The organism is Dysgonomonas sp. GY617 (assembly GCF_015233815.1).
Taxonomy (GTDB): Bacteria; Bacteroidota; Bacteroidia; order Bacteroidales; family Dysgonomonadaceae; genus Dysgonomonas_A.
Map to the genome: position 1 here is coordinate 99,598 of NZ_JADCLR010000024.1, position 20,903 is coordinate 120,500.

A 20,903-nucleotide genomic window follows, 5' to 3' on the forward strand; every position below is an offset into this window, starting at 1 on the left:
TCTTATATCTTATCTTTCAGTACATCATGCATTAAAGAAATAGCTTCGTCTTTCTCTTTTAACATCCTTTCGTATAAAGCAATCTTTTCATCATATAACTCTACAACTTTATCAATAAGGTTGAATGTTGGATATGAATTGAAAATGGCAGCATTGTCTTTAAAATCAGTAAAAGTTCCAGAAAAAATATTGATTGAAGTCCCTTGTTCAACTTCTGTAATAGCTTCTACCGGAATCTCTAAAGCTTTAGCAATCTTGTCCAATATTTCCTGTTCCAATTTTTCCTTTTTCTCATAACTGGAAAGTGTAGCCTGCGATACACCTATCTGTTCCGCAAGTACATCTTGATTGATATTGCGCCATTCTCTCCAACGGCGAACGTTAGCTCCATGATTGCTTTTTTTTACTGCTGCTTCCATAGTTTAACTATTGTATATGATATTACTAACTACAAAAATACAATTTTTATTTGGGTAATACTTTATTTGACGGCACAATATTTTAAAGGAAAGCTGCAATATATATCGGAATCTTTTCAAATGTCTTGGTAAGCCATGAACTAATTTCTTTTCCGTCTTTATACAAAGTAACTTCATTGAATGAAGTGTCCTGGCTGATTCCTTTTTTCTCAATGGAAGAAATTATCTTTCCATTGCTTGATACAGAAATTTTTGAAACTCGTCTTAGAAATAAAAGTATTTGCCCATTATTCAGTAGTTCATTCAAATCTGTCAGCAAAGTATCTGGCTTCTTGGTTTCAATGATTGTTGAAACAGCATACTTATTTGTTACTAAACTATTTTGAATCTTAGTTTCTAAATCTTTTAACTCTGTCTAAATGGGAATTATCTGCCAAGGAAGTTTTATTTTATGAACTGATTTATCAAAGCGAAACTGAAAACTGTCCGAAAAGATTGTAACTCGTTCTGACTTTCCAAAAACAGATTTGAAACCAATTCCTTTGTAACCTGTTTTTGTTGGATTTGCTCGTTTGGTACTTGCTCCCGCACCTGTCAGAGAAATTATATCATTCTCATCAAAAGGTTTTCCGTTGTGAGAAACAATTAAGCAAGTTGGTAGAAAGTCAAAGTGAATAACATTGTTTACATCTTTTGCGGCATCATCTGCATTTTGAATTAACTCAAAGACAAATCGTTGACTTTCTGAATAAATATCGCTTGAAACAGTATTAAGTAAATTGGCAACCATATCAGCTTGTTTTAACGAATTAAAGGTAGAGTTTTCTTTACATAATTTCTGTATAAAATGTTGTTTATTCATCGATAATTTAAAGTTGTTAAAAGTATTTTATTCTAAAGCTATATAAGACTTTCTTTTATTTTTATTAGTCCCTTTAATTCATCATCTTTCAAATGACTTTTAATACTATCAACTTCGGTTTCTCTAAGAATATCAGGAAATACGGTTTTCAGAAAACGAGCGACTTCAATTTGTTTTCCAACCTTGAAGTGGTTCCAAATATTCCACCCGAAATGCAAAATTTCAATTTGTGCTAATTCTTTATTAGTTTTTATCGGTTGCAGGTTTTCCAAATCCAATTTATTGGCATATACTTTTACATTATTGCAGAGCAATTCGATATGCTGATCAGCAACATACAAAGCAAATGCTTTTCGGGTATAGCCTAAAGCGATATTCAATTTTTCGTCTTGTCGCTTAGTTTTGTTTTGCTGCTGTTCGTTCCGAATTTCATCTAAAGTAGGTGGAGAAAGTTGTTCTGTGATTGTCTCAGATGAGGATTTAACAGAAAGTTCTAATTTTGACTTGTTTTTGAAGTATGGGATTTTTAGTAAAAGTTTTTCAATCCAAGGCAACATCAATCCTTGTAAAATCACATGAATACTTAGATATACTACAACCTCAATGCTTAATACTACAACAAATACAATGAAAGCCGTAAAACTGTCAACACCCAATGACATAGCAGATATTCGCGCCAATGTTGCGATTGTCGTAGCTACACACGCAACAAGCACATAGAGAATAATTTGTTCCAGTGGGTTGTGTTTCATATTTCTGTGTCTTTAATGATATTCAATTGAATAGCTTGTGCCGCTTTGCTTTTTTTCTCATCCACCACTTTTGCATAAATCTGTGTAGTTTTCACATTGGTATGACCAAGCATTTTACTAACGGTGTAAATATCTGTGCCACTGCTTAGTTGAAGGGTAGCATACGTATGACGAAAGCAATGAAATGTGATCTTCTTTGTGATTCCAGCGGTTTCTACCCATCGTTTTAAAGGCTTGGATATCCATGCCGGATCAGGAAGATCTTCAAATACAAATTGTTCAGGTTTTCGGGGTTCTCTGCAAAGTTGTAAAGCCTGCTGCGAAATAGGTGTATATTCAACTCCTTTGGTTTTCTTTTGTGTGAAATGCAATTTGGCTTGCTTGCTGTCCATGCTAATTTCTTTCCACCGAAGTTTTTGAATATCGCAATGTCGTAGACCTGTGAGTGCCGAGAAAAGAGCCGCCCGTTTAAGTACATCCCGTTCGCAAGGTGTCGCTGCAAGCGTATTTAATTCTTCAACAGTCAAATATTCTCTTCTCGATTCTTGCTCCTGAATACCTTTGATTTTAGCAGATAAATCTACAGTCAAATAACCATCAACAAAAGCTTGTTTTAGTGCAGCTTTAAAAATGGAAAAATAGGTTGCTGCCGTATTGTGCGAGATAGTTCCACTTCGATTGCCCCCACATGGTGCAGATAATAAGAATCGTTTAAATTCTTCGGCAAAGTGGTTGTCGATTTGAGAAAACAGCAATGTGCCTTCTGTAAATTGTTTCAAAAATTCGCTGGTACGCTGCCAATTAGTTTGAATAGATGTTGAATTGTTCGCATGACGTTTGGCTGCCACTTTATTGAAATATTTTATGAAATTCTGCTGCAAACGTTCTTTTTGCTCGGCTTGTGCGCTTTCTGTATCGCTATATAAATCAGCATTGTCATATTCTCGTTGTCGAAGTTTACGAACACCATCAGCATAAAGCATAATTTCACGATCTTTTTCACTTCGGCAAACGATTATTCCATTATCATCACGTTTGAGTTTATAGGTTTTCGTTCCATCAGTTTCGGTGCGAGCTGTTCGTTTTTTATCCCATTCCACAGTAGTAACAATACGATTAAGGTATTCTCTAATACGTTGAGGTGCTTTTTTGCCTGGCACAAGCACAGGATAGCTTTCGATATAAACATACCACTCCTTTCGGTCTTCAACTTTGCGAAGCCTCACGGTTACTTTGGTGTTAGATAGTTCTTTCATGTGGTATTATTTACTATCCGAAAATATTTTATCAATTAGCTCTTTAGGAACATACACAAATTTTCCGACTTGCCGTTTAGGAATACTATTTCGACGGATTGTGTTGCTGACTGTTGAAAGTGAAACCTCGAATTTCTCAGACACTTCAGCAATCGTATAACATTCACTTGTTTCATATTGTAGTTTTACAGGTTGCTCTTTAGGCTTTTCAGGCAGAGGTATAGCAGTAAACATAGCTTCCATATGTTGACGGCTCACACGAGTAAGGCGAGTACCTAAATTGAACGCAGGAATTTTACCAGTTTTGATAAGACGGCGGATAGTATCTTTGGAAATCCCAAACATCATTGTTGCTTCCGAGATAGAAAGGAAAGGACGTGTTTGCAGTATTGCAATTTTACTTGCCGACTGTTCCAATATCGTTTGCTTTCGTTCAGTATTTTTTACTTGTTGTTTCCTATCTTTACCTGATTTATTTCCACAAGCTGGACTGCAAAAGCGAGTGGTTACAGTCTTCGCTTCAAAAGACTTCTCGCAGTATTCGCAAATCTTCGGTATTTTCAGTTTGCTAATTCCCATATCATTTACTTTATTGCTAATTAAATATGATTAAGACATAATAAGCATGAATAAGATGCACATTATCGCCGATTAACGCGCGGAACAAATATGGTACAAATATATGATAATAATTAATTAAAAACAATCAAAATTGAGAACTTTATAAAAAGAAAAACTGCAGTAAGTATCTATTTTACTGCAGTTTTCTTATTTTGATTATCGATTTTAATCGACTTTTACTTCACTTCTTCAAAATCAACATCAGTTACATCACCATCGTTGTTTGGTTGTTGTGCACCTCCTTGATTAGGATTAGCTTGTTGATTAGGATCTGCTGCTCCACCTGTAGCATTATACATTTCTTGGCTTAATGCCTGGAACAAAGTATTCAATTCTTCCATTGCTGCATCAAGAGCTGGAATATCCTGAGCCTTATGAGCATCTTTTACTTTAGTTAAAGCTGCTTCGATTGGGGCTTTTTTGTCAGCAGGAATCTTGTCACCCAGTTCAGATAATTGTTTTTCTGTTTGGAAGATTAAAGAGTCTGCTTGATTAAGCTTGTCAATCTTTTCTTTTTCTTTTTGGTCAGCTTCAGCATTAGCAGCAGCTTCGTCTTTCATCCTTTGGATTTCAGCGTCACTTAATCCTGAAGAAGCTTCGATGCGGATAGATTGCTCTTTTCCTGTTGCTTTATCTTTAGCAGATACTTTCAGAATACCATTAGCATCAATATCAAAAGTTACTTCGATTTGAGGTACACCACGTTGTGCAGGTGGTAAACCATCCAAATTGAATACTCCAATTTGTTTATTGTCTTTAGCCATTGGACGTTCACCTTGCAATACATTGATTTGTACTGATGGTTGATTGTCGCTCGCAGTTGAGAATGTTTCACTCTTACGAGTTGGTATTGTTGTGTTAGACTCAATCAATTTAGTCATTACACCACCCATAGTTTCGATACCTAAAGAAAGTGGAGTAACATCAAGCAACAACACATCTTTAATATCTCCAGTCAATACAGCACCTTGAATAGCTGCACCTACTGCTACAACCTCATCAGGATTTACACCCTTAGAAGGAGTTTTTCCGAAGAATTTCTCAACCTCTGCTTGAATTGCAGGAATACGAGTTGATCCACCTACAAGAATTACTTCATCAATGTCTCCAGCAGTAAGACCTGCATCTCTTAGAGAGTTACGGCAAGGCTCGATACAAGCACGAATTAATGAATCTGCTAATTGCTCGAATTTAGCACGAGTTAATGTTTTAACCAAGTGTTTTGGCATTCCATTAACAGGCATAATATATGGTAAATTGATCTCTGTTGAAGTTGCGCTAGAAAGTTCAATTTTAGCTTTCTCTGCAGCCTCTTTCAAACGTTGAAGAGCCATTGCATCTTTACGTAAGTCAAGACCTTCTTCTCTTAAGAATTCTTCTGCTAACCAGTCGATGATTACTTGGTCAAAGTCGTCTCCACCTAGGTGAGTATCACCGTTTGTAGATTTTACTTCGAAAACGCCATCACCTAATTCAAGGATTGAAATATCGAATGTACCACCTCCAAGGTCGAACACTGCAATCTTCATATCCAAGTGTTTTTTGTCCAAACCATAAGCAAGCGCTGCTGCAGTAGGTTCGTTCACAATACGCTCAACTTTCAAACCTGCGATTTCTCCGGCTTCTTTAGTTGCTTGACGTTGTGAGTCGTTGAAATAAGCAGGTACTGTAATAACAGCTCCTGTTACTTCTTGTCCTAAATAATCTTCAGCTGTTTTCTTCATTTTTTGAAGTATCATAGCCGAAATTTCTTGTGGAGTATAAAGACGACCATCAATATCCACACGTGGAGTATTATTATCACCTTTTACTACTTTATATGGTACACGTCCGATTTCGCTTGAAACCTGATCCCAAGTTTCACCCATAAATCGTTTGATTGACGAAACTGTTTTTTCAGGGTTTGTGATAGCCTGACGTTTTGCAGGATCCCCTACTTTACGTTCGCCACCTTCAATAAAAGCAACAATAGAAGGTGTAGTTCTTTTTCCTTCGTTGTTTGCGATAACGATTGGCTCGTTACCCTCTAATACGGCAACACAAGAGTTTGTGGTACCTAAGTCGATTCCTATTATTTTTCCCATTTCTTGATTATATATTTATTTGTTATTTTTTTAGTCTAATCTGTCGTTTTGCTACGACACTAGAGAATAATCAAATCTTGTGCCAAAAAATACGAAAAAACAAAATATGACAAAGTGACAGAATTATTTCCAACCCGTCTTTCTCGTGTTTATAAAGGTAAGTATAATGACAATAGGGGCTTATAGTTGTAAATCATAATAATAGTGGTTTTAACATTATCTGTAAGATAAAGAGCACAGAAATATTGGTGAATGTGATTAATTCTTTAAATTTTTCATATTTTCGTAGTTCAGAGAGATTTGAGTTATCCTTAACCTATTAAACCTATACTATTGTGAAAAAGACCTTATTTAGAGTTTTTCTGTTCTTGCTTATAGTCACACCTGCTTATTCATATGCAGATGAGATCGAAACTATTAAGCAGAACTATATTAGCTTGCTCTTGTCAGAAAATGAAAGAGAGCAGCAATTAGTCAACAGACTGATTGTATTTCCCAAAGAATCGGCAGTTTCGGATCAGATGGTTGTCGAATTGATGGATCGCTACCGTATTGCTCCTGATGATGTTTCCCTATTGTTAAGTACTTTGCAATTAGACGGCTCATGGAAAGATGTAGATTATGAAAGTCAAAACCGTTCGGGGTGGTTGCCTAAACTGCATGTTGAGCGCATACTTATTTTAGCTAAGGCATACCGACTTCCTTCTTCGGGATATTTTGAATCGAAAGAGGTTGAGAATGCCATTCATAAATCACTGAAATATTGGATTGATAAGAAATTGGTGAGCCCCAATTGGTGGCATAATCAAATAGGTGTACCCAAAACTTTGGGAGGAGCCTTAATATTATTTGAAGAAAAACTGAGTCCACAAGAAAAACAAGATGCTTTAGTGATAATGAGTGAAGCTAAGTTTAGAATGACAGGGCAAAATAAAGTCTGGCTTGCAGGCAATGTCTTGGTCAGAGGATTGTTGGAAAATAATCTGGATTTGGTGAAATCGGCTAGAGATACAATTGCTTCTGAGATCAGAATTGGAGAGAGCGAAGGAATAAAATTAGATAATAGTTTTCATCAACATGGAGCGCAACAACAGTTTGGAAATTATGGAGCTGCTTATGTTTCTAGTATGAGCTTTTGGGCTCAGATGTTTGGAGGTACTTCTATCGCCTTTGATCAGTCACAATTGAATATTCTTAGTAATTTGATTAACAATGGATATAGCCGCATCCTTTGGAATGGCTACATGGATATTAATGCTTTAGGAAGACAGTTTTTCAGAAAAGCTCAGATTCATAAAGCATTTAGTGTTGGATTTTCGTCGGTTATGCTGTCCGAAGTTGATACTGTAAACGAGAATCGATATAAAGAATTAATCAGAGATAATTTTGAGACCAGAGATGCCCCCGCATCTTTAACGGGTCTGTATCATTTCTGGATGTCAGATATGACTATTCAGCGTCGCCCTTTGTGGATGGCTTCTGTTAAAATGTCATCGGATAGAGTAATAGGTGCTGAGGCTGGAAATGGAGATAATCTTAAAGGTTATTATCTGGCAGACGGGGCGACTTACACCTATGTAGATGGCGATGAATATTTGGATATCTACCCTTGTTGGGATTGGCGAAAACTACCAGGTATAACTAGTTATGAAACCAATACTCCTCTAAAACAACTTTCGTGGGGAGGTTATAACAATAGTAGCAATTTTGTAGGTAATGTTAACGATGGGCAGTTTGGATTGACTGGCATGGATTTTTACCGTGATGGTATTACAGCTCGCAAGGCATGGATATTTACAGATGATTATCTTCTTTGTCTGGGGGCTGGCATTTCTGCAGATAGTGGTTGTGTAGTGACTACATCGATAGAACAACAAGTGAAAAAAGGTGACTTACTTCAATTGAAAAATAATGCTTGGGAGAAAATTAATTCTTCTGAATTTTCTCCGCAGAATGATATTCGCTTCTTTAGTGGCAAAAAAGGATATATTATTTTAGAACCATCTAAAGGGAAAGCTTTGGTTGAATCTCGCACCGGAAAATGGAGTGACATCATGAACATGTATCCTAAAGATATGGTGGAAAATAAAGATGTTGTTTCTTTATGGATTGATCATGGTATTAATCCTAGGAATGAGGCATATCAATATCTGATTCTACCAGCAAAATCGGAAGAAGAAGTAAAACAGTTTAATATAGAAGATATCAAGATTGTTCATAACACGAAGGAGATTCAAGCAGTATGGCTAGCTAAAGAAAGTATAGGTTTTGTAGCCTCGTATATCCCTGCCGATGTGAAAATATCAAAAAATATTCATCTTAAAAGTAGTGATACAGGATTGTTTCTTATTAAGCAGAATGGAAAGAAACTGAAAATAACGATCTCAGATCCGACTCAACAATTGGAATCTATGAAGATCGAGATCAATAAGAAAAAGTACCTAGTAAATCTTCCTCAAGGAGATAAAAGAGGAACTTCTGTTGATTTGGAGGTTTCTTTATAAGGAAGTATAAGCGAAATAAGATTTTGTGATACTCATAAAACCGCCGCTCTCGAAAGCTGTGGTTTTTTTATAAAATAGCTATGTCTTAATATGGAGCTAATTATGTAAACTTAATATTTTTTCTCCCCGTTAATTATTACATTTTTCAGAGTAAAATCCTTTATATAGTCGGTGTGAATTGTATCTTTTGTAGCTTCAATATTCAGGTTTTCGAATGTAAAGTTTGATAACTCATATTGATCCGAGTTGCTTACATTGAATAGGGTACTGCATTTAAAGTTAATATTACGCATAGTAACATTACTAGAATAGGATAGGGGTATATTTGTTTGCCCTTTTAGATCGAAGAATTGTGTCCAAGGTTGAATAAATAAGAAGTTAGATGCATTTCCTGTAATATCTTCAACCAGAATGTACTCATAATTTTGAGGAGTATCAGGTCTCATTTTCAGCCAAAGCAAACGCTTTGCATTATCTACGCGAGTTCGTCTCAGTATTATATTATGATTGTGAATAGATTCGCTGCCTAGAGTTAATGCTCCGTGGCAAAATCCGTAAACGCAATCTTCAATAATAATGTTTCTGTTACTGCCATTGTTTTCGTCTTTATCAGCTAGAGGACCTTTGCCGCCTTTCAAAGCGACTGCATCATCATTAACCGACATATAGCAGTTCTTGATAAGTACATTTGTGCATACATCTAAGTCAACTGCATCTGTGCTGGGAGCTTTTACAGGTTCGGAAGGAGAAAATATATAAAGGTTTAGAAGCTTTACGTTTTCACATTTGTAGATATGCGTAGTCCAGAAAGGGGAGTTTATCAATCTCACTCCCGAAAGCTGAACATCTTTACTATTGGATATATATACTAATCGGGGACGTAATTCATCCATATTTGTGCACTTAGGGTTTACCTCTCTTCTCAACCAGAAGGATTCCCAATAACGTAACCCATTTCCGTTGATAGTGCCTTTACCTGATATTGTAAATCCATCAACTTTATCGGCATTAACAAGCGCTGCAAAATATTTTAATGTCTGCCCTTCCATACGGGTATTGACAATTGCAAAATTACTGATGTCGTCGCTGCCTTTTAGTGTTGCTCCCTCTACTAGGTGAAGATGCGTATTAGGCTTGAAAAAAAGAGAGCCACTTGAGAAAGTTCCTTTAGGTATAATTACTACACCTCCTCCTGATTGGGAGGCTTTGTCAATGACTGCTTGTATTTTCTGCGTCTGTATTATAGTACTGTCATTAACTACTCCGTAATCGGTTATCGGAAACTTTTTACCCAATGTCCTTACATCTGTTTCTTCAACTTGTCGAAACCAGTCAGGAATTGGTGTTCCATCGGGAAATAAATCTTGTTTCTGTGCAAGTGCATGGACATGAAAGATTATTGCAAATATAAATGCTAATAGCTTTAAATTATTTCTTTCCATAGTTAGTAAATGAAGGTATTTAATGATCTGTTTTCAAGTTATAGTAGGTTTTATAGCTGTTATGTTCGCTGAAATATTAAATCTGCTTACAACTGCAAGGTCTTTATAATTACAAACATATCAATTAACTTTTGTAGCTTCACTATTGTTTTTTGTAAAAAGACTATTGAAAGTGATCAATGTGCTATGATATCTGCTATCCTATAAATAGAGAGTGGGCTGCTTATAAAATAAGCAGCCCACTCTTGATTCTTGAAGATTTGTACTTCAATACACTGATACTTCATCTACGAAGAACCATGCAGGAAATCCAACTCCATAGTGCCAGGGAGGGCAGAGTCCAAGCGATTCTATCTTGACTTGTATATAACGTGCTTTTATCTTCTGATCAGATTTGATAGGTACATTTACGAATTTAACCTCTGTATCTCGATCTTCGGGAATGTCTTTATGTCCCATCAATACAAACTCTTTGTTGTCAATAGAGGTTTTGCAAGTAACGCTTTTAGGTAGTAATATCCAAGCGCCTAATTGATGGAGAAAGTCAAACTCTATGGTTTCTATTTCCTTTACTTGTCCTAGATCTATAATAAATTCGGCATCTTTGCTAATCCAGCCCACCCAACTTTCGTTAAAGGTTGCACCACCATATAATCCATCGGTTAGAGCAGTATCTCCAATTTTATCATAAGGAGGCGATGGGGGAGTTATAAAGGTTATTTTTGCATTGTGAGCTAAACTCTTTTTTTCTTTGGGTAAGTTACGTTGTTCATAAAGATCGCAATAATCCTCAATTGTATTATTACGTTCGTTGAGGTATATTACGTTGAGCTCTTTCGCTGTCTTTCTAAATGCATTTAGCTTGCTTTTAAGTTCTTCTATATTTTCGATAGGCTCTGTACGTGCTATTTCTAATTCGGCATATTGAATTGGTAGACGAGCTTCTCTAACTCTATTAAGAAATTCAGGGCTATCTGCTACTGCTTTTTCTGCTTCATCAAAAAGAATCTGATACCTTTTCATCATCGGTGTATTTAACATACCATTCTTATGAGTAATAGGAGTATCGTAAATCCAAAGAGGTTTATTACTTCCGATTAATGCTCCTTCGCGTAACTTGATGTATTGATATAGATAAGGTGCAGCGGCTTCTCCATAATAATCATTTAGAAAAGATTTAATTATTGTTTCTGTGTCTGCTTCTGTATTCCATAAAAGTTTAGCTACTAAATAGGAACGGAGCTCCGAAAAATCAGTGCCTTTAACTCCTCCAATTTGAGAAAAGTGCATAGTTGCATTGTTCTTTTTGAAGAGGTTCATATTTGGTTTCAATATATGAAAGTTGGGAAATGGAGAAACATAATTGTCGAAATTGATACCATAATCCCAAACGAAGATATTATTGGAAATTTTAGACCATCCCTGCATATCTCTCACAAAAGTTTGTCCCGATGGGTTTTCTGTAAGGGTAACCTCCCGATAGCAATCTATATCACAAAGCATAATATTTACATTGGGCAATGGCTTTATATACTTAGGTGGTGCTACCGAATAAAGATAAGCTAATGTTGAAAACTCTTTATCAGGAAAACGTTCTGCTAGCTTATTGATGAAGTAAATTAAAGTGCCCGATGGGCTGCTTTCTCTTTCGTCTATGGCTTTACAGTTATCGCATTGGCAGTGATTTTGGCTATCATTTTGACTGACCGAGATAATCTTTTTATCAGGATTAGCCTTGAATATAGAATCTATTTGAACGGAAACTATTTCGAATACTTCGGGATTGGTCAGACACCACTGACTTGCAGTTCCGGGGCGACGTTCACCATTTATAAAAGCATAGTATTCGGGATTGGATTTGCTATATTTAGCAGCAGGTAAGATGCTATTGAAAGTATGTACCCAAAGGTTTCCGGCGAAAACCTCTTTGGGTTCTTCCAATCTGTGCCATAATTTATATATGGGGTCTTTAATGCTGTATGCTTGTGTTTGGCGATAACGAAAAGAGGGATTGTCTACTTTATTTATAATCTCGGGGATCACTATATTTTTAGAGGTAGCAAACATAGGTAGGTTCTCAGCATAATAACGAACTCCTAAATAATCCTCCAATAGGGTTACTACTCCATAAATCGTACCTTTTCCTTCTCCGGCTATTATACGTATATATCCGTCTTCGGTTGATAGAAAGAAGCCGTCTTCTTTTATCGCAGATTGTTCAAAGCCTTTAAGAGGTAGTTGAAAGTTCCCTATAAGAATGTCTCCTTTTTTAAGTTTAGAGTTATTCGAGACAATAGACATTTCCGTACCTGATATTCGTTTTACAAAATCTTGCATCAGGTTGGCAGCTTGTAAGTCAGTACTATCTGCCTGATTGACCACAATACGAGCCTGAGTCTTACCGTCTTTTACAATGGGTAATTGAGCCATAATGCAAAAAGGAATAAAGCTCAGAAAAATCAGAAAAACTTTACTTTTCAGATTCATAGTATTAGATATTAGGTTATTTATATATTGTTTACATAGTGCAAAATATTTAATGCTATAACGAAAGGTCTGAGACCTTAGTTAATAATCAGCTCATCAAGAAACAAGAACCCTTCGGTATGTTTGGCAAAAACTCTGATATAGCGAGCTTCTTTATTACCTAAACTTCCTGAGAAATCTCTTATAAATAGTCGGCTGTAATCTTTAGGTAGATCATTGTCTACTCTGAAAGCTTTCTCAAAGTTTACACCATCAGAAGAAAGAGATACTTCCACGTATTGAGGTAAGAAAACTCCGGGGCCAATGAGTTGCATAAAATTAGTGCTGAGTGAGTTTAACGGCATAACACTACCTATATCCACCGTTACATCCATATCTGAGGTGAAACCTTGCCAATGATCGTCGCTATAGGTAAAGCTTCCACTATAACCATCTACAAGGGCAGTTTCTCCTCCTGCAGGATACGATTGCCATTTTGTGTTGTAGATTACCTTTTTGCCTATACCTAAATGATAACCCGATTTTCTTTTGAATGTTGGTTCTTGAGGCTGTCCATTTACCATAATAGCAGCATTTATATTTACCATTCTGTCAACAGTAAAAGGCTCAGTATAAATAGCAGATTCGTTTGTTGGAGTTGTTCCATCAAGAGTGTATCGGATAAGAGGGCTGTTTTGCTCATTTTCGAATCTTATTTCGACTGTTTTCTGTATAGTGTCTACTTTTTCCTCCATTTCTAATTCGAATCCTGGTTTGTAGTAATTCACATTCAGCTTATCAAGTCTTGGAAATTGATTTTTTAATCGAGATTTGAAATCGTCCCAATTTCTATTTTCAGGCTTCGACCACAGTGCTTCAGCTAAAGCTATTGCTCTAGGAAATGCCATGTATTCTATATGTTGGAAAGTAGGAATATGTTCAGCCCAGAGATTTGCTTGTCCACCCCAATAAAGATGTGCGAGCGAATCGGTAGGGGAGACAACCTCAAAAGAGTACACCTTTCGTAAAGGTAAGTATCCGCCTATTGCTTCGGGCTCAGTCATAGGGTTGCCTTGGTAATTGTCAAAATAACAATGGCTACCAGGAGTCATAATCACACGGTTGCCATGTTGTGCTGCAACATTACCTTTCGATTTACCTCGCCATACCATCACTGTTGCGTCAGCTGCTAATCCTCCATCAATTATTTCATCCCAACCAACCAGATTACGTTCTCTCAAAGTCAGGTGATTTGATATGCGTTTGATAAAATAACTTTGTAATTCATCTACATCTTTCAAGTTATTATCAACCATTCTTTTTTGACATTTAGGACAGGTTTTCCAAGCTTTTTTACTTGCTTCATCTCCTCCTATATGTATTTCTTTTGATGGGAATAATGATATTACTTCATCTAAAACATCTTCTAAAAACGAAAAGGTTTCTTCATTCCCTATACAGAAATCACTATCCACATAAGGTACTCCAGAGCATGATAGTTGAGGGTAGGCAACAAATACTTCTTCGGAGTGCCCAGGCATTTCTATTTCCGGAATAGTGGTTATGAATTTAGATGCAGCATATGCTACTACTTCTCTTACGTCATCTTGTGTGTAATATCCGCCATAGGCATTGGGTGTGCCTTCATCTACAAATTTTTTGCCTTCCTTCCCGAATTCTGTCCAAGTTGCTTGGGCTCGAAATGCTGTTTTTTGAGTCAATAATGGATATTTTTTTATCTCAATACGCCAACCTGTGCCATCGGTCAAATGCCAATGGAAGTAATTGAACTTGTACATGGCTAGTAAGTCAATGTATTTCTTTACTTCATCTTTTGTGAAGAAATGTCTTGAAACATCAAGATGCATTCCTCTATATGCAAAACGAGGGCTATCGGCAATCTTAACCGATTGTAATGCAAATTGACCTCCTTCTATTGGAATCATCTGTAATAAACTTTGTATTCCATAGAATATTCCTGCGGGTTGAGGAGCTTCTATGATAATTTTGTTCTTGTTTACATCTAATTGATACGATTCTTTATTCTCGCCTTTTCCTAAATTAAGAATCAATGAATTAGAAGAATTAATATTCCCCTTTTTTACCTCTACTTTCGCATGGGTTACATTGCTTAATACTTGTGCTAAATAGTCGGCAAGTTCTTTAATTTCTTCATTGTCATTGGTGACTACAATAGTTGTCTTTTTATTCCATTGGAATGAACCTTTGCCTACTTCAACTTTATTTGGTTGAGGTATAATTTGGATAGGGTTGGTTTTATTCTGAGCATTCCCGATAAAGGAAAATCCCAGAAGTAATAAACAAAGTGTACTAAATAGACGGTTGGTATTACTCATAAGGTTTTGTTTTGTGTATAACGATTGGTTATTAGATTGTTGTTATATATAAGTAGCGTCAAATATTTAATGCGATATTTTATGAATATAACTGTCTCTAGTTATTATGCCTAACTAAAGTAATAAAAAGGTCTGCGACCTTGTAATCTCCACTCTGCATATTAGGGTGGAGATTATGGTGTTTCTTAATAAAAGTTCTTTCGCGAACAGATTTATTGTTATATTATTTTTCAGAGCATCAGTAATAAAAGGACTGAGACTTTACAAATCGAATTTGCCGATAAAGTTGCTCATACCCATTATTAATAGCTGGTAAAGGGCATCATTAAAGACGGTCATTTCCTTTTTATTAACCGGATAACCTCCCAACATAAGAGCTTGTACATACATAATATGTACTACTGAGTTGAATAATGTTTCGTCTTCAATGGCAATTAGATTTTGTACAATCTCATTGTCTTTGTTGAAGCACAAGGTTGGCATATTATCCTCCTTCTTGATGAAGTTGTGTAATGTAGCAGCAAAAGGATTACCCGAATTCGATAAATTCTGGATATTCTTATTGCTCATTGCTTCATCATTTGCTACATATATAGCAGGAGTATCTATTGGATCGAATTGTTTTAGTTGAGCTTTGCAGTATTGATTTTTAAGCAAATCATTTGCTCGTTTCTCGAATTGTTGATATCTCTCGTCATCAGATATTACTACATCTGAAAGGGTGTCTAATATATCCTGCGGTGTAATTTTTTCTAAACGAATATCGGGAAAAGAGATTTTTATTTTTTGAATCAAATCTACTTCAAACGAATATGCAGCGTTGATCACAGTTTTTCCTTGTGAACCTGCGATACGACGTATTTGGCGAAAATCGTCCAACGATGGGGTATAGTAAACTATGTCATTGTATGTTTTAATAGACAAAAATGTCATATGACCTTTGTTCGTTTCGAATGGAATATAGTCTATAAACATTTTCAATAATTCACGATCTTCGACCGCCAGAGCTTTGATAAAGATATGATGTATGCTTATTATCTCACTTAGTTTCTTTACGTCATTAAGCATTAATACTTTCAGATAATCTTTGAAGCAGTTGCTAAGCTCTTTTTTTGCTTCCTTCATTACATCATCATCCATTAGAGATTCGCGAGATGCAGTTGGGCGTAAATCGTTTGTATTAATAATACATTTTACAAAAGATGTCCATTCGGGCAATAAATTACTAGCTTGTTCACACAGATACATTCGCTTGAGGTATATCTTGTGTTGCTTAGAACCCGAAAATTGAACTTTATAAGGCATAATGTAAGCTACTCCATCTATACCTCCTTTTTCGGAATGTAAATAGAATGCATCCAAAAAATTGATATTGAATGTTTTTCTCCCATATTCCAGCAAATCTTCTTTAGAGCTATCTTTGTTTAGCCATACAGGATCTTTATCTACTAATACTTCTGTACCTTCATCAGTAATAAAATTAATAGTAATAGGTAAGGCATTACCAAATTGTAGAATGTTCTTTTTTAATTCTTCTTTTTCGAATAAAGGAAGCCACTCTTTCTTGGGTGATAGTATTACTCTGGTTCCTGCTTTTTCTATATTATCAATAGTTTCTACTGTATAGGTTCCATCAGCTTTGCCTCGCCAGCACACCGATTTGTCTTTAAGTAGAGAACGAGTTTCTACTACAATTTCGTGACTAACTACAAGGCATGATAGCATACCGATACCAAATTTCCCAATGAAGTCTTTTTCGTTGAAATCTCCACGTTTTGAGCTTTGTCCGATAACAGATAGAAATTGATGTACTTCTTCTTCTGTCAAGCCAATTCCGTTATCCTCGAATATAAGTTGAGGAGTATCATTTACTTTATTCAGATAAACGTTGATTATTCCTTTATGGTTTTCTTCAATTGATTTTCGAGCAGTATTTGCGTCTATACCATTTTGAAGAAGTTCTCTTACAAATACGTTGGGCGCACTATATATATGTTCTGATAAAAGCTCTATCATCCCTTTCAAATTTACTTGAAAGAGGTATTTATTTTCGTTATTTTCTTCCATTTTTTATTTTTTGTTGTAATCTATAATGAAGATTCAAAAGATTAATGTTGTATAAGATTACAATCATACATCACAAATTTAAACAATAATTGGATACCGTTTTTCAATGATACCCAATTTTGATTGTATTTGAATTGTTAATTAAGAAACGTGCAGTATTTATGGCTATTGTCTTAAAATTATAACAATCTATTTTTTCGGCTTATAAGATAAACTGAAAAGCATGACGCTTTAATTTATCTTTTGCGACGTTCTCTTTTTCCGGTTAGTTTCTGAGCCTGCTCGTTTCCATTATCGGCTGCTTTTTGATACCAATACATAGCTTGTACTTCATCTTCGGCAACACCTTTTCCTGTCAGATAACAATTACCTAGTTCAAACTGTGCTGAATCGTGGTCATCTTCCGCTATTTTGGTCAGCATCTGTATTGCTTGATCCTGATCCATGCTAACACCTTCTCCGTTCAAAAGCATCATTGCTGTCTCGTATTGAGCGTTGTAGTTACCGTTTTGTCCTGCATCAGACAACCAGCGATAGGCATCTGTAAGGTTTTCGGTTGTACCTCGTCCATATTTATAGCAAAGCCCTAAACGATATTTTGCAGCAGTATAGTTCTCGTTGGCAGATAAACTATAATATTTGAAAGCTTCGGTTTCGTTTTCTTCAACACCTAGCCCGTATTCGTAACAAACACCTAGTCCTTCCGAAATAACGTTTTGCTCCTCAGCAAATTTAAAATACTCAAATGCTTTTTCATATTGGGTTTCGCCACCTCCCATATTATATAGGTAATATTCGCCCAGCATAAGTGCTGCATAAGGATATCCTTGTTCGTATGCTTTGGTGTACCATTCTATTGCTTTATCAAGATCGGTTTCAACTAATCCATAATAGTAATACGAGGCAAGTTTGTACTGAGCATAGGTATATCCCATCTCAGCGGCTTTCGTCATATATTCTATAATTTTAGCAGCGTCAAATTCTAAGCCCCCATATTCTTGTTCGTAGCTTAATGCCAGTTCTGTAAGTCCGGGTGCACTACCTGCTTCTGCTGCCTGATTGAATAGCTTAAGAGCCTCTTCTGGATTTTCGGGTATTCCAACAGCATATTTGTAATAACGCCCTAAATGATATAGAGAATCAGGTAGACCAGCTTCTGCTGCAATTTTATAATGCTTAAATGCTTCTGCTGTATTTTCTTCTCCCAATATGCCATCCTCGTAATAAACAGCCAATTTAGTATTGGCGTAGGGGTAGTTATTGTCTGCAGCTTGTTGATATAGATTGAATGCTTTTTGATAGTCTTGGTCTACTCCAAACCCTGCTTCGTAACAGAAAGCCAATTCTACTCGTGCATAGTTTGATCCTAATTCAATAGCTTGAGTCAGATATTTAACGGCTTTTTCAGCAGCTACTTCATCTTCGCCACCAACTCCTACTCGATAATAATTTCCCGATAGTTCAATACTATATAGATGTCCTCTTTCTGCTCCGAGCTCGAATAATTCCAGAGCTTTTTTGTAATCGGGTTCTGCTACAAATTCGGCATTCTGATAGCCTAATCCTAAACGATAAGGTGCGTACTCATTACCCAATGCCATTGCCTTTTCAAGAAGTTGCTTAGCCTCTTCAATATCTTTGGGTAAGAGATCACTTTCCAGTATTAAATATGCTTTCTCGCTCAATGCTCTTGGGCTTGCATCTTCAATAGCTTGTTCCAAATAAGCTAAACCTTTTGGAATGTCTTTTAGTTTTTCATTGTATAAGTAAATACAAGCCAATTCAAAAGAAGATTCTCCATAACAGTATAGAGCGGCTTTTTCGTGCCATGTTATCGATTTTTCAATAGAGGTATTTTCGTCATTACCGAAATTGTAATATTGCCCCAAGAAATTAGCGGCATATACTACATGGTAATTATATGCATTCTCTAACAACTGTATCCCTTCATTTTTATCTGCATTCTCCAATCGTCCATTTAGATAATTCATTCCAAGGAGATATTCACAATAATGTCCTCCAATGGCGATTCCTTTTTTCATAGCTTCAACAGCTTTGTCGAGGTTATTTTCTTTTCGTAGATAATAATCTGCTAACAAATGATAAGGTTTGCGATGGATTGGTTCTGCTTTTTCTATATATTCGTTTATGCGTTGTAAAAGTACACTGTCATCCAAATCTTTGTCATAGAAATCAATGTATAATAGAAGTATTTGTGCCGACTCATACCCCAATTCGATTGAACGTTCTACAAGTCTTCTGCCTTCTTCTTTATTTTCATCACCATATTCTGGCAAACCAAGATATAATCCATATCCGTAATCGCCCAAAGAGGCAGGGTCTTCAGCTTTTACTCCTTCTCTCAGATATTCTATTTTCTTGGTTAAGTCACGGTATCCTCGTCTAGCAGAACCATATAAATCAGATTGTTCACAATATCCTCTGGTATGTCCTATTTTTATAAAGCGATCATTGATTTCTTTATTTAGGTTGAACCACAGTTTATAATCTGTATCGTTATACTCCATAGATACATACTTGTTCCAGTTACGAGTATATATTTGTCGATAGAGTTCTTTAATAGTATTGTCTACTTTATTTTCTTGTAGAGCAACATCACAAATAGCTAAAGCATCGAGCCATTCTTTCTTATCATTATAATCGTCTTTACTTGTATATTTTTGAGCGACTGTTGATAGTGCTGAAAGATTCTCTTTATGTTTTTTTAGAAGACTGCTATATTGATCTTCGAAGCCTGTAGAAGTCGAAAGTTGAGATGAGCTTGTCTGTTCTTTTGAGCTTTCGTTATTTTTATTTTTTCTTTTGAAGAATCCGAACATAATATATCCTTTTAGTTTTTTGTTATTTAAATGTAGGTGAGATCATAATCTTACCATTCGATAGGTGTTTGTCCTTTTGATACCAGATATTCATTAATCTGACTAAAATGCTTGTTCCCAAAGAAACCTCTGTGTGCAGAAAGGGGAGAGGGGTGCACCGATTTCAATATAAGATGTTTATTACCATCAATAAAAGCTGCTTTCTTTTGAGCATATGATCCCCATAAAAGGAAAACGAGGTTTTCTCTTTCGTCAGCAAGTTTTTTTATTGCTGCATCTGTGAAGTTTTCCCATCCTTTATTTTGATGAGATCCTGCCTGATGTGCTTGTACGGTCAAAGTCGCGTTTAAAAGTAGCACTCCTTGATCTGCCCAGCGTGTCAAATTACCCGATTTGGGAATGGGTATTCCTAAATCTGCGTTTATTTCTTTGAAAATATTTATCAGTGAAGGTGGAAACTGTATGCCATCATTTACCGAAAATGACAGTCCATGTGCCTGTCCATCGTTGTGATAGGGGTCTTGTCCCAAAATTACGACCTTTACTTTATCGAAAGGTGTATGATCAAATGCATTAAAGATTAACTTGGCGGGAGGAAATATCTGTTTTGTTTGATATTCACTTCTGATAAAGTTAGTTACTTTTATGAAATACTCTTTTTCAAATTCGTCTTTCAAGTGGGCTTTCCATGACTCTTCAATCTTAACATCCATAGTTGTGTGATATTTGATGACTTTGACAAAGATATAAATAATAGAATAAATATAAAGTAAGGAGTCAGGGGGAATTAAGGTTATTATAAATACAGAAATGGGATAAAGTAGCTCTACAAATAATTAAATGCTCGTAAAAAGATAGAATCATGTAAATAATAAAATGAATTCTAAATAATTTTATACTTTTGCAAACGAATTGGATAATGGTCCCGTAGTTTAATGGATAAAACGTAGGATTCCGGTTCCTATGATGGGGGTTCGATTCCCTTCGGGATCACAAATTAGACAAGCAAACAGAAGTAAATTCCTGATTTTCAATGAAAATCGGGAATTTTTGCTTTAATACTTCCGGTAAAAAATGGCAGTTTAATGCATATTCCACAAGGTTAAATCGTGGGACTTGGGAATCCATAAAAAAAGCCCAACAGCTTAGCTTTCTTCTCACTGATATACAACGTTTTGCATAGGTTTATTTTGACAGGGATTGAGTAATTTTAAATCCTTAAAATGTAAACAA

At 35.8% G+C, this 20,903-nt stretch carries 14 protein-coding genes and 1 tRNA gene; 2 read left to right on the forward strand and 13 right to left on the reverse strand.

All coding sequences use genetic code 11. From position 1 onward, the window contains the following. Positions 1–2 precede the first annotated feature (2 nt). From IR022_RS14630 to dnaK, 7 genes are all read right to left on the reverse strand, one after another. Positions 3–419 (reverse strand): helix-turn-helix domain-containing protein, encoded by a 417-nt coding sequence (locus IR022_RS14630; RefSeq protein ID WP_194204282.1) that lies wholly within the window; start codon positions 417–419, stop codon positions 3–5. A gap of 82 nt (positions 420–501) precedes the next feature. Next, the gene (locus tag IR022_RS14635; RefSeq protein WP_194204283.1) at positions 502–738 is read right to left on the reverse strand and encodes a hypothetical protein; all 237 of its coding nucleotides are present in this window, start codon (positions 736–738) and stop codon (positions 502–504) included. 96 nt (positions 739–834) lie between these two features. Next, complete coding sequence (locus IR022_RS14640) at positions 835–1,281, reverse strand: ATP-binding protein (RefSeq protein WP_194204284.1); 447 nt, start codon at positions 1,279–1,281, stop codon at positions 835–837. Between the two features lie 38 nt (positions 1,282–1,319). Then, positions 1,320–2,033, reverse strand: a complete 714-nt coding sequence (locus IR022_RS14645; RefSeq protein WP_194204285.1) for a mobilization protein — start codon at positions 2,031–2,033, stop codon at positions 1,320–1,322. Then, entirely contained in the window at positions 2,030–3,289 is a 1,260-nt protein-coding gene (locus IR022_RS14650; protein ID WP_194204286.1) for a site-specific integrase, read from the reverse strand. Before IR022_RS14650 ends, IR022_RS14645 begins: the two co-directional genes overlap by 4 nt. Positions 3,290–3,295: 6 nt before the next feature. Beyond that, complete coding sequence (locus IR022_RS14655; protein ID WP_194204287.1) at positions 3,296–3,868, reverse strand: helix-turn-helix domain-containing protein; 573 nt, start codon at positions 3,866–3,868, stop codon at positions 3,296–3,298. 218 nt (positions 3,869–4,086) lie between these two features. Then, a complete protein-coding gene (gene dnaK, locus IR022_RS14660; RefSeq protein WP_050709817.1) occupies positions 4,087–5,994 on the reverse strand; it encodes a molecular chaperone DnaK in 1,908 nt (635 codons plus the stop codon). A gap of 335 nt (positions 5,995–6,329) precedes the next feature. Between dnaK and IR022_RS14665 the strand changes: the two genes are divergently transcribed. After that, on the forward strand, positions 6,330–8,498 hold the full coding sequence (locus tag IR022_RS14665) for a polysaccharide lyase 8 family protein (protein ID WP_194204288.1): 2,169 nt from the start codon (positions 6,330–6,332) through the stop codon (positions 8,496–8,498). A gap of 110 nt (positions 8,499–8,608) precedes the next feature. On the opposite strand, the gene IR022_RS14670 is transcribed toward IR022_RS14665, so the two are convergent. The 6 genes from IR022_RS14670 to ung form a co-directional block, all read right to left on the reverse strand. Next, complete coding sequence (locus IR022_RS14670; protein ID WP_194204289.1) at positions 8,609–9,940, reverse strand: glycoside hydrolase family 28 protein; 1,332 nt, start codon at positions 9,938–9,940, stop codon at positions 8,609–8,611. Positions 9,941–10,207: 267 nt separating this feature from the next. After that, the gene (locus IR022_RS14675) at positions 10,208–12,427 is read right to left on the reverse strand and encodes a DUF4838 domain-containing protein (protein ID WP_194204290.1); all 2,220 of its coding nucleotides are present in this window, start codon (positions 12,425–12,427) and stop codon (positions 10,208–10,210) included. Positions 12,428–12,504: 77 nt separating this feature from the next. After that, positions 12,505–14,763, reverse strand: coding sequence for a beta-N-acetylhexosaminidase (locus tag IR022_RS14680; RefSeq protein ID WP_194204291.1), 2,259 nt, complete (start codon positions 14,761–14,763; stop codon positions 12,505–12,507). A gap of 261 nt (positions 14,764–15,024) precedes the next feature. Continuing rightward, positions 15,025–16,830: an HSP90 family protein gene (locus tag IR022_RS14685; RefSeq protein WP_050709748.1), complete on the reverse strand. Its 1,806-nt coding sequence runs from the start codon at positions 16,828–16,830 to the stop codon at positions 15,025–15,027. 236 nt (positions 16,831–17,066) lie between these two features. Beyond that, on the reverse strand, positions 17,067–19,670 hold the full coding sequence (locus IR022_RS14690; protein ID WP_194204292.1) for a tetratricopeptide repeat protein: 2,604 nt from the start codon (positions 19,668–19,670) through the stop codon (positions 17,067–17,069). 50 nt (positions 19,671–19,720) lie between these two features. Continuing rightward, positions 19,721–20,383 (reverse strand): uracil-DNA glycosylase, encoded by a 663-nt coding sequence (gene ung / locus IR022_RS14695; RefSeq protein WP_050709750.1) that lies wholly within the window; start codon positions 20,381–20,383, stop codon positions 19,721–19,723. Between the two features lie 208 nt (positions 20,384–20,591). On the opposite strand from ung, the gene IR022_RS14700 reads away from it, so the two are divergent. After that, positions 20,592–20,663: transfer RNA gene (locus IR022_RS14700), tRNA-Arg, on the forward strand. The last annotated feature ends 240 nt before the right edge of the window (positions 20,664–20,903 follow it).

Bases quoted from the DNA above. Each gene is read 5' to 3' on its own strand.
- IR022_RS14630 (WP_194204282.1), bottom strand. From the start codon at position 419: ATGGAAGCAGCAGTAAAAAAAAGCAATCATGGAGCTAACGTTCGCCGT.
- IR022_RS14640 (WP_194204284.1), bottom strand. From the start codon at position 1,281: ATGAATAAACAACATTTTATACAGAAATTATGTAAAGAAAACTCTACC.
- IR022_RS14645 (WP_194204285.1), bottom strand. From the start codon at position 2,033: ATGAAACACAACCCACTGGAACAAATTATTCTCTATGTGCTTGTTGCG.
- IR022_RS14650 (WP_194204286.1), bottom strand. From the start codon at position 3,289: ATGAAAGAACTATCTAACACCAAAGTAACCGTGAGGCTTCGCAAAGTT.
- IR022_RS14655 (WP_194204287.1), bottom strand. From the start codon at position 3,868: ATGGGAATTAGCAAACTGAAAATACCGAAGATTTGCGAATACTGCGAG.
- dnaK (WP_050709817.1), bottom strand. From the start codon at position 5,994: ATGGGAAAAATAATAGGAATCGACTTAGGTACCACAAACTCTTGTGTT.
- IR022_RS14670 (WP_194204289.1), bottom strand. From the start codon at position 9,940: ATGGAAAGAAATAATTTAAAGCTATTAGCATTTATATTTGCAATAATC.
- IR022_RS14675 (WP_194204290.1), bottom strand. From the start codon at position 12,427: ATGAATCTGAAAAGTAAAGTTTTTCTGATTTTTCTGAGCTTTATTCCT.
- IR022_RS14680 (WP_194204291.1), bottom strand. From the start codon at position 14,763: ATGAGTAATACCAACCGTCTATTTAGTACACTTTGTTTATTACTTCTG.
- IR022_RS14685 (WP_050709748.1), bottom strand. From the start codon at position 16,830: ATGGAAGAAAATAACGAAAATAAATACCTCTTTCAAGTAAATTTGAAA.
- IR022_RS14690 (WP_194204292.1), bottom strand. From the start codon at position 19,670: ATGTTCGGATTCTTCAAAAGAAAAAATAAAAATAACGAAAGCTCAAAA.
- ung (WP_050709750.1), bottom strand. From the start codon at position 20,383: ATGGATGTTAAGATTGAAGAGTCATGGAAAGCCCACTTGAAAGACGAA.